General features: G+C 71.7%; 14 protein-coding genes, 1 tRNA gene and 1 pseudogene. 11 read left to right on the top strand and 5 right to left on the bottom strand.

Annotated elements, in window-relative coordinates; all coding sequences use genetic code 11:
- The first annotated feature begins 122 nt into the window (after nt 1-122).
- From ACZ7L5_RS01700 to ACZ7L5_RS01670, 7 genes and pseudogenes are all read left to right on the top strand, one after another.
- Nucleotides 123-194, top strand: a tRNA-Ser gene (locus ACZ7L5_RS01700).
- A gap of 3 nt (nt 195-197) precedes the next feature.
- Nucleotides 198-2,519, top strand: coding sequence for a hypothetical protein (locus tag ACZ7L5_RS01695; protein ID WP_471513469.1), 2,322 nt, complete (start codon nt 198-200; stop codon nt 2,517-2,519).
- 192 nt (nt 2,520-2,711) lie between these two features.
- Complete coding sequence (locus ACZ7L5_RS01690; RefSeq protein ID WP_471514474.1) at nt 2,712-3,737, top strand: lysylphosphatidylglycerol synthase transmembrane domain-containing protein; 1,026 nt, start codon at nt 2,712-2,714, stop codon at nt 3,735-3,737.
- A gap of 181 nt (nt 3,738-3,918) precedes the next feature.
- On the top strand, nt 3,919-5,121 hold the full coding sequence (locus tag ACZ7L5_RS01685) for an MFS transporter (protein ID WP_471513467.1): 1,203 nt from the start codon (nt 3,919-3,921) through the stop codon (nt 5,119-5,121).
- Between the two features lie 202 nt (nt 5,122-5,323).
- Nucleotides 5,324-5,854 carry a TetR/AcrR family transcriptional regulator gene (locus tag ACZ7L5_RS01680; protein WP_471513465.1) on the top strand — a complete coding sequence of 177 codons (531 nt, stop codon included), beginning with the start codon at nt 5,324-5,326 and terminating at the stop codon, nt 5,852-5,854.
- Nucleotides 5,855-5,867: 13 nt separating this feature from the next.
- Nucleotides 5,868-6,050 (top strand): hypothetical protein, encoded by a 183-nt coding sequence (locus tag ACZ7L5_RS01675; protein WP_471514528.1) that lies wholly within the window; start codon nt 5,868-5,870, stop codon nt 6,048-6,050.
- Nucleotides 5,995-6,416 (top strand): annotated as a pseudogene (locus ACZ7L5_RS01670) (siderophore-interacting protein). The gene ACZ7L5_RS01675 and the pseudogene ACZ7L5_RS01670 overlap by 56 nt, the downstream one beginning before the upstream one ends.
- Nucleotides 6,417-6,466: 50 nt before the next feature.
- Here the strand turns inward: ACZ7L5_RS01670 and ACZ7L5_RS01665 are convergent.
- The 5 genes from ACZ7L5_RS01665 to ACZ7L5_RS01645 all read right to left on the bottom strand — a co-directional run bounded on the left by ACZ7L5_RS01665 (nt 6,467) and on the right by ACZ7L5_RS01645 (nt 10,765).
- Nucleotides 6,467-7,213, bottom strand: coding sequence for a PP2C family protein-serine/threonine phosphatase (locus ACZ7L5_RS01665; protein WP_363031727.1), 747 nt, complete (start codon nt 7,211-7,213; stop codon nt 6,467-6,469).
- 147 nt (nt 7,214-7,360) lie between these two features.
- Nucleotides 7,361-7,768, bottom strand: a complete 408-nt coding sequence (msrB, locus tag ACZ7L5_RS01660) for a peptide-methionine (R)-S-oxide reductase MsrB (RefSeq protein WP_328878541.1) — start codon at nt 7,766-7,768, stop codon at nt 7,361-7,363.
- 13 nt (nt 7,769-7,781) lie between these two features.
- Nucleotides 7,782-9,173, bottom strand: coding sequence for a UDP-N-acetylmuramate--L-alanine ligase (gene murC / locus ACZ7L5_RS01655; RefSeq protein ID WP_471513463.1), 1,392 nt, complete (start codon nt 9,171-9,173; stop codon nt 7,782-7,784).
- 93 nt (nt 9,174-9,266) lie between these two features.
- Nucleotides 9,267-9,740, bottom strand: coding sequence for an indole-3-glycerol phosphate synthase (locus ACZ7L5_RS01650; protein WP_471513461.1), 474 nt, complete (start codon nt 9,738-9,740; stop codon nt 9,267-9,269).
- A 149-nt stretch (nt 9,741-9,889) separates the two neighbouring features.
- A complete protein-coding gene (locus ACZ7L5_RS01645; protein ID WP_471513459.1) occupies nt 9,890-10,765 on the bottom strand; it encodes a pyrimidine reductase family protein in 876 nt (291 codons plus the stop codon).
- A gap of 37 nt (nt 10,766-10,802) precedes the next feature.
- Here ACZ7L5_RS01645 and zapE point away from each other — a divergent pair, with 37 nt between their 5' ends.
- From zapE to ACZ7L5_RS01625, 4 genes are all read left to right on the top strand, one after another.
- On the top strand, nt 10,803-11,912 hold the full coding sequence (zapE, locus tag ACZ7L5_RS01640; RefSeq protein WP_328878545.1) for a cell division protein ZapE: 1,110 nt from the start codon (nt 10,803-10,805) through the stop codon (nt 11,910-11,912).
- Nucleotides 11,913-12,087: 175 nt separating this feature from the next.
- A complete protein-coding gene (locus ACZ7L5_RS01635; RefSeq protein ID WP_471513457.1) occupies nt 12,088-12,492 on the top strand; it encodes a hypothetical protein in 405 nt (134 codons plus the stop codon).
- A 77-nt stretch (nt 12,493-12,569) separates the two neighbouring features.
- Entirely contained in the window at nt 12,570-13,148 is a 579-nt protein-coding gene (locus ACZ7L5_RS01630; protein WP_471513455.1) for a carbonic anhydrase, read from the top strand.
- A gap of 5 nt (nt 13,149-13,153) precedes the next feature.
- Nucleotides 13,154-14,611, top strand: a complete 1,458-nt coding sequence (locus ACZ7L5_RS01625; protein WP_471514472.1) for a SulP family inorganic anion transporter — start codon at nt 13,154-13,156, stop codon at nt 14,609-14,611.
- The last annotated feature ends 155 nt before the right edge of the window (nt 14,612-14,766 follow it).

Here is a 14,766-nt window from a genome sequence, read left to right as displayed (position 1 = left end):
TCTTAGAATCAAATTAAGGGAAGGCTAACCTAAGTCATTCTTGGGTCAAGAGCCGGTGCGCTCATGGCCCCCGGAAATACGCTTGTCCGTCGATCAACCCGACGCATAGCCTCGGCTCCCATCGACGTGTAGCTCAGCAGCAGAGCGCCGGGCTTGAGACCCGGAGGGCGCAGGGGCGGAACCTGCCACGTCGGCTTATGGACGACAACGCTGAGCAGCAGCCCCTCACCGCGGCCGCCGCCTACCCGGCGGCCCAGTTGGCCAAGGCCTTCACGACGGCACTGACCCACGAGGACGCCGGCACCCGGCGTCGTGCCGAGGAGCGCGGGCAGCGCTGGCGGGCGGTCCTCGCGGGGATGGCCGCGGGGCGGCTGACGGCCGGTTCGCGCACCCCGGTGGCCGGGCTGCCGGCCTGGGTGACCCTTGAGGTGGTGCGGGGCGGCTTCGCCACCGGCACCGCGAGCGCGGGCGGCCCGCTCCAGCCGTACGAGACCGAGGTCGCCCGGCAGTTCGGGGTTCCGGCCGAGCGGCGCGCGCTCTTCGCCCACTGCCTCACCGACGCCGGACTGGCTTGGCTGTGGGCCCGGCTGGACAGCGGCCACTACGAGATCGGCGTGCCCGAGGAGGCCGCGCTGCTCACGATGGCCTGGCTGGTGCGGCACGGGGAGACGGACACGGCGCTGGATCTCGCGGCCGAACTGGAGCCCTTCGCCGGCCAACTGCGCTTCCTTCCCCGGCCGACGGACGGCCCCCCGCCGGCGTTCGGCGCGGCGGAGGCGGACGCGGCCGTCCACCGGTACACCGTCTCCGACTCCGTCGACACCCTGATACGGCGGCGGCCCAACGCCTCCGTGGAGACCCAGCGCGAGGCGCTCGCCGTATGGCAGCCGTTCGGCGACACCATGCTCGTCCACTGGCTGGAGACGGCGAGGGACGGCCGGGTGCTCGAACTCGTGCCGGACGCCGACTGGTTGGAGCGCGGCGCCGCCCTGCTGGACCGCTACCGGATGCTGGCCGCGGCACACACCCGCTGCACCAGGCACCGCAACCCCAGGCAGAACCTGGGCATTCTGCGCGGCGCGCTGGAGGAGACCGTCGCCGGGCGGCCGTTGGACGCGCGCCGGCTCGGGCTGCTGCGGCACGCGGTGGACTCCATGGTGCGGCGGCGCGGCCTGCCCGGCTCCGCACCGCACACGGCGCTGCGCCGGGAGCAGGCGCGCCAGGCGGCGCTCCCCTCCCACCACGCACTGGCCCAGCTGATGCTGCGCCGGCTCGCCGAACTGCCCCAGGACAGCGGCATCATCGAGGTGTCCCCGCTGCTGACGCCCGTGACGGAGCAGGAGGCGCACGAGACCGGCCTGCCCACCGGGGCGGAGGTACCGCCGGTGATCCGGCAGGTGGTCGAGTCCGCGCTGAGCGCGCCGATCGGCACGCTCGTGGAGCGGGGCGTCGTCCCCTCCGCAGAGGTCCTGGCCGAGCTGGTACCGCAGTTGGTCGCCGCCACCACCGCGTCGGCGTACGGCGACGAGACGCTGCGTGCGCTGATGGCCGCGAACTACCGGGCTTTCCGCAACCGCCGCTCGCTGCTCCTGCTCAATCTGGAACGGCAGGTCCGCGTCGAGGAACTGCCCTGGGTGCGGGCGGTGTCCGGCCAGCGCGCCGCGGTGCTGGGCAGGCCGGACGAGCAAGGTGCGCTCACCGTGCTGCGGCAGCTGGGCGAGCTGGCCGTGCAGGCCTTCCCGGGCACGGTCCTGCCCAACCCGCTCGTCCGCGAGCTCGGCGTGCTCGCCCGCCAGTGCGACCTGGGCGTCCCGTTCGTGGAGGAGCTGGCCGCCGACATCTTCATGGGCACCTTCAGCCCGAAGTTCCTCAAGTCGGCGCGGGTCGCGGCCGAGTTGCTCCGCGGCACGCTGTACGAGCGCTACTACGGCATCGACTACGCCGCGATCCGCAACCTCGCGATCGCCGAGACGGGCGAGGCGCTCAGCCGTTCCTACGGCTCCCGTACGTCTCCCGGTTTCGCGCGGCTGTGCACGGAGCGGGCCGGGACGGCGTCCGGGGCCGATTCCTGGTCCGTGGCGGCGAACGGCAAGGTGATCGAGCAGGCGCAGATCCTCACCACGCACAACCTGGCCACGCTCGTCCACCGGGTGGGTATCGCCCCGCAGCCCGGCTGGTCCGACCTGGCGCGCCGCTGCTTCGACACGGTGTGCCGGCTGACCGCGCGGGTGCACAACAACAAGCGTCCCCTCCCCACCATCAAGGACGCGGCGTACGCCTGGCGTCAGATGCTGTTCGCCCTGTCCCTGTGCCCGCCGGACGAACAGCGGCGGTTCCTCAGCGCCCTGGACGAGGAGGCGGCCCGCCACCCCGCCCACGTCAGGTCCCGGCTGGGCCCGGCCCTGGCGGGCCTGGTCCGCACCGCCGAGGGCGGCACGTTCGACGCGGACGGCACGGCGGACGGGGGTCGCGCCCGCCGGTTCCTGGGGTGGAGCACCGGACCGCACTGGATGCGGTGAGGGCGGGGCGCGGGGGCAGCGGCTGAGGACGGCGGCAGAGCCGCAGCGCGTCGCTCGCCCGCCGACGCCGCTTCGGCTGCCGGACACCGCGCCGTCATGACGGACGGGCACGTTTCCCACGTCCCCTCCTGCCTCGCCCTCAAGCCGTCCGCCCGCGTCCGCGCGGGTGTGACGCGGAAGGACGACCGCGCCGTGTCCTCGCTCCCGCTCAGCGATCTCCCCGGACCGCTGCCCGCCTGCCCCACCCCCGCCGCCACCCCCGCCCGTCCCCGCTCCCGCTTCTCCGCCGCAACCCTCGTCCGCCACGCGCTGACGCTGCTCCCGCTCCTGCTGATCGGGGCGTGGGCGGTGGCCGACTGGCACACCGTGCAGGACGGCGCCCTGCGGCTGGCCTCCGCCGACCCCTGGTGGCTGCTGGCCGGCTTCTTCTTCACGTGCATGGGCTGGCTGGCCGCCTCGGTCGTCCGCCAGGGATCCATACCGGAACGCCTGCCGCCCGGCCTGCTGGTCGCCTCACAGTTCGCCGCCGGCGCCGCGAACCACGTACTGCCGGCCAGCATCGGCGCCCACGCCGTCACCCTGCGCTTCCTGCAGTACTGCGGCATCCCACTGGCCCGGGCCACCGCCTCACTCGCGCTGTACTCGCTGGTCAAGCCGATCGCGAAGACGGTGGTGCTGCTCGGCTTCCTCGTGGCCTTCCCCGAGCTGCTGCATCTGGGCGAACTCGTCCCGGACGAGCGGACGTTGCTCCTGGTCGCCGGTGGCGTGACGGCCGCCCTCGTCACGGCGGGCGTACTCGTCACGACCGTACGGCCACTGCGCCGCCCCCTCCTCGGCTTCGTCCGCACCGCCCTGACCGACGCGCGGATCCTGCACACCCGGCCCAGCCGCGTCCTCGCCCTGTGGGGCGGCGCCGCAGCGACCCCGCTGCTCCAGGCGAGCGTGATCGCCTCGGTCGGCTTCGCGCTCGGCCTGCCGCTGTCCTGGACGCAGGTGACCCTCGCGCTCCTCCTCGCCAGCACGGCGGTCGGCGCGGTCCCGGCGCCCGGCGGCATCGGCCCCGTGGACGCGGCCCTGGTGTTCACGATGGTCACCTTCGGCGCCCCGATGGGCCTGGCCGCGGCCACCGTCATCGGCTACCGCGTCATGACGGTCTGGGTTCCCCTGCTGCCGGGCGCACTGGTGCTCTCCGTCATGGTCCAGCGCAAGCTTCTCTGACCCACCCGCCGGGGCCCGCCGCAGTCGCCCCGGCATCGTCGGAGCCGATTGAATAGACGCGACGACTAGTCTAGCCTCTTGAATAGACGCAACGGTGAGTCTTGTCTCTGACCCGTGTGCGTCTCCTGTTCGCAACCGCTCATGAGAGGCCACACCCGTGGGAAATCCGACCGTCCGCGTCATGGACCGGACCAACGCACCAGAGAGGGTGAAGGGCGGCGGGCTCGCCGTGTTCAGCGTGGCCTTCGCCTTATGGATCACCATGGCGGGCACCACGGCGCCGACCCCCCTCTATCCGCTCTACGGCGAGGAGTTCGGCTTCACCCCCTTCACCGTCACCGTGGTCTTCGCCGTCTACGCGCTCGGCGTCGTCCTCGGGCTGCTGGTCTTCGGCCGGCTCTCGGACCAGGTGGGACGCCGCCCCGTGCTGATCGCGGCCACCTTCCTGTCCGTGTGCGCCGCGGCCGTCTTCCTGATCGCCGAGAATCTCGGGGCCATGCTCGTCGCCCGCGTGATCTCGGGCTTCTCGGCGGCCCTGGTGACCGGCGCAGCCACCGCCTCCCTCGCCGAACGGCTCGGGCCGGACGCCCGCGTGAAGCCCGCCACGGTCGCGCTGTTCGCCAACATGGGCGGCCTGGCCTGCGGCACGCTGCTGGCCGGCATCCTGGCCGACGCCGCCCCCTCCCCACTGCGCACTCCCTGGGTCGTCATGCTCGCGCTGGCCGCCATCGGCATGCTCGGGGTCATGGTGAACGGGGAGAGCTCCGGCCACCGGTCCGGCTTCTCGCTCCAGTTCCAGCCGCTGCACGTGCCGCCCGAGATCCGCTCGGACTTCCTGAGCTCCGCGATGGCGGCCGGTTCGGGCTTCGCGGTGCTCGGCGTCCTGACGGCCGTGACGGGTCTCTTCCTCGGCACGGTGCTGCACGAGACCAGCCACGCGCTGACCGGCCTCGTGGTCTTCGTCGCCTTCGCCTGCACCGCCTTCGGACAGCTCCTGGTGCGCGCCCTCAAGCCGGCCACCGCCCTGCCCGCGTCCTGTCTGGGCCTGATCGTCGCCGCGGGCCTGACCGCCGCCTCGATGGCCACCGGCACCCTGGCCCCCCTGCTCGTCGGCGCCGCCGTCAACGGACTGGCGACCGGCGTCGCCGTCGGCCACGGCATCGGCAGCATCACCACGCGCAGCGCTCCTCAGCACCGCGGCGCCTCGGTGTCCACGTTCTTCGCCATCCTGTACTCGATGCTCGCCGTGCCCGCGATCGGCGTGGGCGTCCTGATCCGCGAGACCAGCCTGCGCCCCGCCGGTGAGACGTTCAGCGCGGTGGTCGCCGCGCTCTCCCTCGGCGTACTGCTCAGCCTGGTGCGCACCGGTCGGAAGGCCGCCTGAGTCCGGTCCCCCGCACAGCGGTTCACCCCGGGACCCTGTGCCAGAATCTCCCAAACGCACGACTCGAAAGGTTGACGGGACCATCAGCGCCACGCGGAAGCCAAAGCCGGCCGGCGAACAGAACCCGGTCATCAGCCGAACCGGCCCACGCCGCAGCGAGAGCGTCCGGCTCGCGGTACTGCACGCCGCCGACGATCTCCTCGTGGAGCGGGGGTTCACCGGTCTGACCATCGAGGGCATCGCCCAGCGCGCCGGCGTGGCCAAGCAGACGATCTACCGCTGGTGGAATTCGAAGGTCGACATCCTTCTGGACACCCTCGTCGACGACGCCCGCGAGGCCCTCGCGTGGCGGACGGACGAGTCCGCGAGCGCCGAGGAGAACCTCGCGTCCCATCTGCGGCGCGTGGCCGACTTCTTCGAGGAGCCGGCGGGCCAGGTACTCCAGGCCCTGCTCGGCCAGGCCCAACTGGAGAGCGACACGGCCGTGTCGCTGCGGGAAGGCTTCCTGAAGGAGCAACGCGAGCGCGACGTGACCGGCCTGCGCGAGCTCCTCGCCCACGACCACGAACCGGTCGTGGACGAACGGACCCTCGATCACCTGGTGGACCTTCTGCTCGGCCCGCTGTACTACCGCGTGCTCGTGTTCGGCGCAGCCATCGACCAGGAGCTCGTGGACACCACGGCCCGGCTCGTCCTGACCCGCGCCCGCGAGTCGTCGCCCGCGTCCCCCTGACGGACCGTTGCACATGAGTGCCCCCCGGCGCTTCCCGCCGTTGCCGGTGTCGGTGGGGACGGCCAACTCGCTGTCGACGGCCGGACGGTCGGCCGCGCACTGGCCCGAGGCCATGCTCCTCGGCCAGGAGGTCTCGTTCGGTGGTCCCGAGGGCTCCTTCCGTCCCGGGCGCCGACTTCTACCTCATCGCAGGTGACGAGAGCGCCCAACCCGCGGTGCTCACCATCGCCGAGAACCTGCCCGCCCGGCACCCGCGGCGCCATCTACCTGAAGGTGACCGGGCCCGAGGCCGAGATCCCGGCGCCCCGGCGGGCCGACCTCGACGTCATCTGGTCCACCGGGAGGCCGGCCAGTCGAAGGGAAAAGCCCTGCGGGACGCCGTACTCAAGGCCGCCGTTCCGCAGCAGTGCGCGCCGCGTGGGCGCCCTGCGAGTCCGGCGCCGTACGGGAGCTCCGCCGCAACCTCACGGAGAACCTCGGCCTGGACCGTCAGCACGCCCACGCCAAGGACTACTGGAAGCTGGACGAGGCGGACCACCGCGATCCCCTGGCCTCGGACTGACAACGGGCAACCAGCACTTGGCGACCCGGACTCCCCCGCGGCGCGCAGACCTACTCCTGCCCCACCCGCACCACCGCCACCGTGATGTTGTCGGGCCCGCCCGCCTCAATGGCGGCCTTCCACAGCTCGAACGCCGCCTGGCCGTCGTCGTGCTCGCGCAGCACCTCGTCCAGTACGTCCGTCGGCACCGGGTCCGTGAGGCCGTCCGAGCAGATGAGGTAGCGCTCGCCGGGGGCCAGGGGCACCTCCGTGACATGGGGATCGACGGCCCGGAACGCGGGCGAGCCGCCCAGGCACTGGGTGACCAGGGAGGTACTGCGCCCGGCCGGGTGCGGAGGGCTGTCGTCGACGCTCACCTGGCGCAGCCCGTCCCCGTCGGCCACGTAGACCTGGCTGTCGCCCACGTTGAACACCAGCAGCGAGTCGGGCTGCACGACGACGCCGGCGACCGTCGTCCCCATGGCCTCCAGGTCGCCTCCCTCGTCGCCGCCGGCCGCCTGGTACACGGCGCGGTTGCAGGCGTTCAGGGCGTCACGGACGGCGACCTCGCTGGTCATGGCGGGGCCGAGCGAGGCGATCCGGCGGGCGACCAGCGCACTGGCCACATCGCCGCCGGGGTGCCCGCCGAGCCCGTCGGCGACGGCCACGACCAAGGGCGTGCCGAGCGGGAAGACCAGGGTCTGCGGATTCTCGGTGACGGTGGCGCACAGCGTCCACGGCCCGACGACGAGGCTGTCCTCGTTCCGCTCGCGCAGCAGTCCGGGATGGCTGATCGCACTCACCGCGACGTACGGCATGCAGCGCCACCGCCTTCCGTACCGGGCTCACCGAACTGACCTGACCGCCGGGGCCGGACGTCCCCTTCGAGTCTAGGAACATCCGGGAACACCGGCATCCGGCGTGCCGGCGCAGCGGGGCGCCGCACGGGCGGCGCCCCTTCCACGTCAGTCCTCGTCCGCCGTCAGCCGCAGCGAGATGCTGTTGATGCAGTACCGCTGATCGGTCGGCGTGGCGTAACCCTCGCCCTCGAAGACGTGCCCGAGATGCGACCCGCACCGGGCGCACCGCACCTCGGTGCGCACCATCCCGTGCGAGCGGTCCGCGATCAGCTCCACCGCGTCGGTGTCCTTCGGGTCGTAGAAGGACGGCCAGCCGCAGTGCGACTCGAACTTCGTGGTGGAGGTGAAGAGTTCCGCGCCGCAGGCCCGGCAGGAGTAGACGCCCGTCGTCTTGGTGTCGGTGTACTCACCGGTGAAGGCGGGCTCCGTGGCGGCCTCGCGCAGGACGGCGTACTCGGCCGGGGTCAGCTCCGCGCGCCACTGCTCGTCCGGCTTTTCGATGTCGTACGACATGAGTCCTTGCCCCTCACTTCGACAGGCGGTCCAGAATGACCGGGCCCAGGTCCGTGACATCGCCCGCGCCCATGGTGAGAACGAGATCACCGGGCTTCGACATTCCCGCGATCAGCGAGGACACCTCGCTCTTGTCGTGCACCGGCCTCACCTCGGCGCCCGCCGCGCGGGCCGCGTCGATGATCAGCTCGCTGGTGACACCGGGGATCGGGTCCTCGCGGGCCGGGTAGATGTCCAGGACCAGCGAGGAGTCCGCGAGGGCGAGGGCCTCGCCCATCTCCTTGCCGAGCTCCTGCGTCCGGGAGAACAGGTGGGGCTGGTAGACGACCAGGATCCGGGCGTCCCCGGCGGCCGCGCGCATCGCCTCCAGGTCGGCCGACATCTCGGTCGGGTGGTGGGCGTAGGAGTCGATGACCTGGACGCCCGCGACCTCGCCCTTCAGCTGCAGCCGCCGCTTGACGCCGGTGTAGGCCGCCAGCGCCGGGGCCAGCTCGGCGGCCGGGATGCCGAGCGCCGCACCGGCGGCCAGCGCGGCCACCGCGTTCAGCGCGTAGTGGCGGCCGGGGACCGAGACCGCGAAGGTGAGCTCCTGGCCATCCAGAACGACGGTGACCTGGCTCTTCAGCCCCTGCGCCAGCACGGACAGCACCCGTACGTCGGCGTCCTCCGCCTCGCCGTACGTCACCACCCGCACATCCCGAGCCGAGACCCGCCGGGTCAGCTCCCGCGCCCCGTCCTGGTCGGCCGAGATCACCAGCGTGCCGCCCTCGGTGATGCGGTCCGCGAACGTCTCGAAGGACTCGTAGATCTCGTCCATCGACGCGTAGTTCGCGTGGTGGTCGAGCTCGACGTTCAGGACGATCGCGACGTCGGGCGCGTACTTGTGGAAGCTGCGGTCCGATTCGTCCGCCTCGGCGACGAAGATGTCGCCCTCGCCGTGCAGGGCGTTCGAGCCGGGGGCGTCGAGGTCACCGCCGATGGCGTACGACGGCCGCAGCCCGAGCTCGCTCAGGGAGACCGCCAGCATCGACGTCGTGGTGGTCTTGCCGTGCGTACCGGCGACGGCGATCGGGCGCAGCCCGTCCATCAGCGAGGCGAGCGCGTCGGCCCGGTGCACCACCGGAACGCCCAGCTCGGCGGCGCGGGCCAGCTCGGGGTTGTCCTGCCGGATCGCCGACGACACGACGACGCAGCTGGCGTCGTCGGCGAGGTGCTCGGCCGCGTGCCCGATGTGCACGGTCACGCCCAGGGCCCGCAGGGCCTCTGCGGTTCCGGACTCCTTGGCGTCACTGCCGGCCACCTTGGCCCCACGCTGCGCGAGAATCTTCGCGATCCCCGACATCCCGGCCCCGCCGATGCCGATGAAGTGCGGTCGGTCCATGGCGTGGGGAATGCCGGGTGCCATGTGTGTTCTCCCAGGAGTGCGATACGACGGTGAGGCCCCAGCCTATTGGGTGGGACCGCGGACCTCGCGCACCGGACGCCGCGGACCGTGCCCCTACGCCTTGCTGTGCGAGAACAGCTTCAGCACCGGCACCCCCACCTTGTGCCGAGCCCTGGACGCCCAGTCCCGGTGGAAGAACTCCTCCACATAGTGCGGGTCGGTCAGCACGATCACCTCGTCCGCCCCGACCTCGTCCACCACCGTTCTGAGAGCGTCCAGCGGATGGTCCTCCAGGAGCCGCCCCTCGGCCGCCGCCCCGGACGTACGCAGAGCCGTGAGCGACACCTCCAGTGCCCGCTCCCCCGTGCTGAGCGCCTCCTGGCCCTCCGGCGTGTTCCCCTCACGGACCGCCTCGTCCAGCTCGCCGAGCGCGATGTCGTCGATGGCGCGCAGCAACCTGTCGGCCTGCTCACCCCGCGGCTGGAGCAGCACATGGAACGAGACCTCCTCGTCCCCGTGCAAGGTGGTGACGAACTCCACGTCGGCGGACGTCAGGGCCTTCTCGATCATCAAAACGCTTGTGAACACCGGGCGCCCCTTCTGCGGAAACCATCCTGCCCCGTGCTCGCACGGGGACTGCGAGTTTTAGTGTGCCCGGCGGAAGCCAAACGGAACGATGGATTCCGCCGTTTCGGGCGCACGGCACTCATAGAACCCATTTCCGAACCGAACTAACCTCACGTCCGCCGGTAGCGGCTGAACAGGAAGCCGTTCTCCTCCAGCAGGGAGATCAGCCCGAACCGTTTCGGAACCGGCACCGACGGCCCCCCGGCGATCCGCTGGGCGTCTCCCGCGGTGAGCATCGGGGAGATCGTCAGACAGAGTTCGTCGAGCACTCCGGCGGCCACCAGCTGCCCGAGCATCCGCGGCCCGCCCTCGGTCAGCAGGCGGGTGTGGCCGAGCTCGGCGAGGGCCTGGACGGCGCGCACGGGGTCCACGCCGACGCCGTCACCGGCGATCACCACCTGGGCGCCCGCCTTCTCCGCGGCCGCGACGCGGTCCGGGGCCGCGGCGGCGCCCGTGAGGATGAGGGTCGGCACCAACGGCGAGGTGAAGAGCGGAAGGCTGAAGTCGAGGCCCAGGCCGGCGCTCACCACCGCGATGGCCGGTGCGGGCCCCTGCCCGGCCGCCTCGCGGGCCTGGGCGAACTCGGCACGCGCGCGTGCCGGACGGTACCCCTCCTGGCGTACCGTTTCGGCGCCGACGAGCACGACGTCCGCCAGCGCGCGCAGCGTGCCGAAGATCCGCATGTCGGTCGCGGTGGAGATGGGCTGCGAACGCCCGTCGTGCTGGGCCGCCCCGTCCAGCGTGGACACCATGTTGGCGCGCAGCCAAGGCTGTCGCCCGCCGGGACCCGGCTCGGGATAGGCGTATGCGGCGCCGAGCTCGGCGAGGCTCCACTCACGATCGACGAGATCGCCACCGGGGAACCCGGCGCCACGGCGAACCTCGCCCACCGGAGACCCTCCGGGCGCACCGGCCCCGTCGTCCCCGGCCGCACCGCCGGAGGCCCTCGCTGCTGTCTCATCGGTCACAGGGAACAGGCGTCGCATGTGAGGGAGTGTGGCACGGCGCTTAGCATGGTGACCCGTGTCGTCCTCCCCCGCCGCCTCCGGGCCGAGCCCCATAGCCGAAGCGAGCCCGCTGTCCCTGTGCGCCCGCGAGCCGCACGTGCCCGCGGACCGGCTGGTCGCCGAGATGGTGCCGCCGCCCCGCTTCGACTCGGTCCGTTTCAGCACCTACATCCCGGACCCGAACCAGCCCAGCCAGACCGAGGCGGTCGGTGTCCTGGAGACCTTCGCGGCCGGGCTCGGCGGCGCGCACGCGAGCGGCGCCGGCAAGGCCAGGCGCGGTTTCCTGGGGTTCGGCAGGCCCAAGGCGCCCAAGACCCCGGCGGGCCCCCGCGGCGTCTACCTCGACGGCGGCTACGGCGTCGGCAAGACCCACCTGCTCGCCTCCCTCTGGCACGCCACCCCGGCCGAGCCGTCCCTCAAGGCCTTCGGCACCTTCGTGGAGCTGACGAACCTCGTCGGCGCCCTCGGCTTCCAGCAGACGGTGCAGACCCTGTCCGGCCACCGCCTGCTGTGCATCGACGAGTTCGAGCTCGACGACCCGGGCGACACCGTCCTCGTCTCCACGCTGCTCGGGAAGCTGGTCGACGCGGGTGTCGCGCTGGCCGCCACCTCCAACACCCTCCCCGGCAAGCTCGGCGAGGGCCGCTTCGCGGCGGCCGACTTCCTGCGCGAGATCCAGGGCCTGTCGGCCCACTTCCACGCGCTGCGCATCGACGGCGAGGACTACCGCCACCGCGGCCTGCCCGAAGCGCCCGCGCCGTACTCCGACGAACAGGTGACGAAGGCGGCGTACGCCACCGAGGGCGCCTCGCTCGACGACTTCCCGCATCTGCTGGAGCACCTCGCCCGCGTCCACCCCAGCCGCTACGGCGCGCTGACGGACGGCCTGAAGGCGGTGTGTCTCACCGACGTCCAGCCGATTCCCGACCAGTCGACGGCCCTGCGGCTCGTCGTGCTCGCGGACCGGCTCTACGACCGTGAAGTGCCGGTGCTGGCCTCCGGACTGCCGTTCGACCAGCTGTTCAGCGAGGACATGCTCAAGGGCGGTTACCGCAAGAAGTACTTCCGCGCGATCTCGCGACTCACCGCGCTGGCCCGTGACGCCAAGGTCCTGGTAACCCAGTAACTCCCCCTGGTCAAGGGGTAGTTCAAGCCAAGCCACCCTCAGCTTTCAGGCTCTCTTCAGCTCGAAACGTTAAGTTAACCCTGCAAACAACGTTGCCGGGTTAACGTGTTTCTTGACCAACGGTTGACCAAGTGTTGGCACGTGCATGAGGCGTGGACTGAGTGGAGGGGGGCGCATGTTCCGAGGTACGACGGTTCGGACCCCGATGTCGATCCTCGCCGCGATCCTGCTCGCCCTCCAGTTCTTCGCACCTGGCGCGGCCTTCGCACACGCATACACAGCGAGTCAGGCAGAGGCCAAGGCCCAACCCGGAATCAACCTCTCCGGGAAGGCGCTGCGCGACGAAACCCTCACGTCGCGCCACTGCGTCCCGTCCGGTGACGGGGACCCGACCGGTCCACTGCGCACCCGTGACCACCCGCGCTTCGCCGACTCCGGGCCGCAGGCGCCCGACCGACCGTTGCTCGCCCGGGACTCCGCGTCCGCGCACCAGCCGGCCGGAGCCGGCGCCGCGCACGAGCGCACGTCGAGATCCTCGACGTCCCACACTCCGGCGGGGCTTCAGATCTTCCGCTGCTGAGCAGCAGAGCAGTCCCCCCACCCCTGTCATGTAAACCCCGACGCGCCACTGAGGCGCGCCAGGAGGAGTCACCACACATGCAGCCCCTCATCGACAACGCCCGTATGTTCGGACAGCGCCCTGAGGAGTTCGCCAGGCTCGCCGAAGGGCAGTCTCCGCAGGTCCTGTTCATCACCTGCTCCGATTCCCGGGTCGTACCGGCCCTGATCACGGGCGCCCGCCCCGGCGAGCTCTTCGAGCTGCGCACCGCGGGCAACATCGTCCCGCCGTACGCCTCCCAGCACCCCACCAGCGAGGCGGCCACCATCGAGTACGCCGTGGAGGTCCTCGGCGTCAGCGACATCGTGGTCTGCGGCCACTCCCACTGCGGTGCCGTCGGCGCGCTGGTGCGCGGCGACGACCTGGATTCCGTACCGGCCGTGCGCGACTGGCTCTCGCACGCCACCCCGCGTCCGACCGGCGCCGCCGAGGACCCGGAGGTCGCCGAAGGCGTCCAGGCCCATGTGCTGACGCAGGTGCTGCGGCTGCGCTCGTACCCGTTCATCGACAAGAAGCTGAAGGAGCGTCAACTGACCTTGCACGCCTGGTACTACGAGGTGCACAAGGGCGCCGTGCGCGCCCACAGCGCCGAGACCGACGCGTTCGAGGCTCTGTGATCATGATGATGACCAAATACCCTCATCTGCGGCAGGACTTCGCCGCCTCGTTGGTCGTCTTCCTGGTCGCGCTGCCCCTGTGTGTCGGCGTGGCCGTCGCCTCCGGAGTGCCGGCCGAGCTCGGGCTCGTCACCGGCATCGTGGGCGGCATCGTCACCGGCCTGATGCGCGGCAGCAGCCTTCAGGTCTCCGGACCCGCCGCCGGTCTGACCGTGCTGGTCTTCGAGGCCGTCCAGGAGTTCGGGCTGCCGGTCCTCGGTGTGCTCGTCCTCGCCACCGGGGCGCTCCAGCTCCTCATGGGCGCCCTGAAGCTGGGGCGCTGGTTCCGGGCGATCTCGGTCTCCGTCGTCGAGGGCATGCTGGCCGGGATCGGCCTTGTGCTCATCGCCGGACAGCTCTATTCGGTCGCGGACGCCAAGGCGCCCGCCTCCGGCCTGGAGAAAATAGCCGGGCTGCCCGGCGCGCTCGCCGGGTCCCTCGGCGACACCGGGGCGCTGGCCTCGATCGGGCTGGGCGCCGGCACCATCGCCGTCCTGGTGCTGTGGAAGCGGCTGCCGGCCAAGGTACGCACGATTCCCGGTCCGCTCGCCGCGGTCGGTCTGGCGACGCTGGTCGCCGCCGTGTTCTCCCTGCCCGTCGCCACCGTCGAGGTCAAGGGCCTGCTGGGCTCCATCCAGCCGCCGTCCCTGACGGCCCTCGGTGAGCTTGCGAATGTCGGCGTGCTCGCCACGATCGTCGCCTTCACGCTCATCGCGTCGGCCGAGTCGCTGTTCAGCGCCGCGGCCGTGGACCGGCTGCACAACGGGCCACGCACCGAGTACGACAAGGAGCTGATGGCGCAGGGCGCGGGCAACGCGGTCTGCGGCGCCCTCGGTGCGCTGCCGATGACCGCGGTCATCGTGCGCAGCTCCGCCAACGTCCAGGCGGGCGCGAAGACGAAGGCAGCGCGTGTCATGCACGGCGTATGGCTGCTGCTGTTCGCGGCGTTGCTGCCCGCCACGCTGGCGCTGATCCCGATCCCCGCGCTGGCGGGCATCCTGGTCCACGCGGGCTTCAAGCTGATCCCCTTCCGCGGGATCGTCTCCCTGTGGCGGGGTCACCGGGGCGAGGCACTGATCCTCGTGGTCACCGCCCTCTCGATCGTCACGGTGAACATGTTCGAGGGCGTGCTGATCGGTCTGGCCCTGTCGGTCGCCAAGACCGCCTGGGAGGCCTCGCACGTGAAGCTGGAGGTCATCGACAAGGGCGCCGGACCCATCCAGGCGTACCTGTCGGGCAACGCGACCTTCCTCAGGCTGCCAAAGATCCTCGACAGCCTGGAGGCCCTGCCGCAGGACCGCCCGGTGGAGCTGGACCTGTCCGGACTGCACCACCTCGACCACGCCTGCCGTACGGCCCTGGAGAACTGGGCCGAGCGCCACAGTGCGGCCGGCACGGATCCGGTACGGGTCACGGCGGCCTGACCGGCGTACGACTCCGGGTGGCGTGTGCCCCCGGTGAGGTGTGACCCCTGGCCCGGTGTCCGGTCCGGAGCCGTCCATGGCCCCGGACCGGGCACCGGGCATATCGTTGCAGGACATAGCGTTACAGGAGCGTACTGATCGGACCTCTCGGCGAG

It is taken from the genome of Streptomyces sp. NPDC107528, assembly GCF_055639295.1.
The sequence above is the reverse complement of the archived record's forward strand: the minus strand, read 5'-3'. Positions and strand labels throughout refer to the sequence as shown.

What these genes read in the sequence shown, in the direction of transcription:
- ACZ7L5_RS01695 (WP_471513469.1), top strand. Translation starts at nt 198, where the DNA reads ATGGACGACAACGCTGAGCAGCAGCCCCTCACCGCGGCCGCCGCCTAC.
- ACZ7L5_RS01685 (WP_471513467.1), top strand. Translation starts at nt 3,919, where the DNA reads ATGGACCGGACCAACGCACCAGAGAGGGTGAAGGGCGGCGGGCTCGCC.
- ACZ7L5_RS01675 (WP_471514528.1), top strand. Translation starts at nt 5,868, where the DNA reads ATGAGTGCCCCCCGGCGCTTCCCGCCGTTGCCGGTGTCGGTGGGGACG.
- ACZ7L5_RS01665 (WP_363031727.1), bottom strand. Translation starts at nt 7,213, where the DNA reads ATGCCGTACGTCGCGGTGAGTGCGATCAGCCATCCCGGACTGCTGCGC.
- msrB (WP_328878541.1), bottom strand. Translation starts at nt 7,768, where the DNA reads ATGTCGTACGACATCGAAAAGCCGGACGAGCAGTGGCGCGCGGAGCTG.
- murC (WP_471513463.1), bottom strand. Translation starts at nt 9,173, where the DNA reads ATGGCACCCGGCATTCCCCACGCCATGGACCGACCGCACTTCATCGGC.
- ACZ7L5_RS01645 (WP_471513459.1), bottom strand. Translation starts at nt 10,765, where the DNA reads ATGCGACGCCTGTTCCCTGTGACCGATGAGACAGCAGCGAGGGCCTCC.
- ACZ7L5_RS01635 (WP_471513457.1), top strand. Translation starts at nt 12,088, where the DNA reads ATGTTCCGAGGTACGACGGTTCGGACCCCGATGTCGATCCTCGCCGCG.
- ACZ7L5_RS01630 (WP_471513455.1), top strand. Translation starts at nt 12,570, where the DNA reads ATGCAGCCCCTCATCGACAACGCCCGTATGTTCGGACAGCGCCCTGAG.
- ACZ7L5_RS01625 (WP_471514472.1), top strand. Translation starts at nt 13,154, where the DNA reads ATGATGACCAAATACCCTCATCTGCGGCAGGACTTCGCCGCCTCGTTG.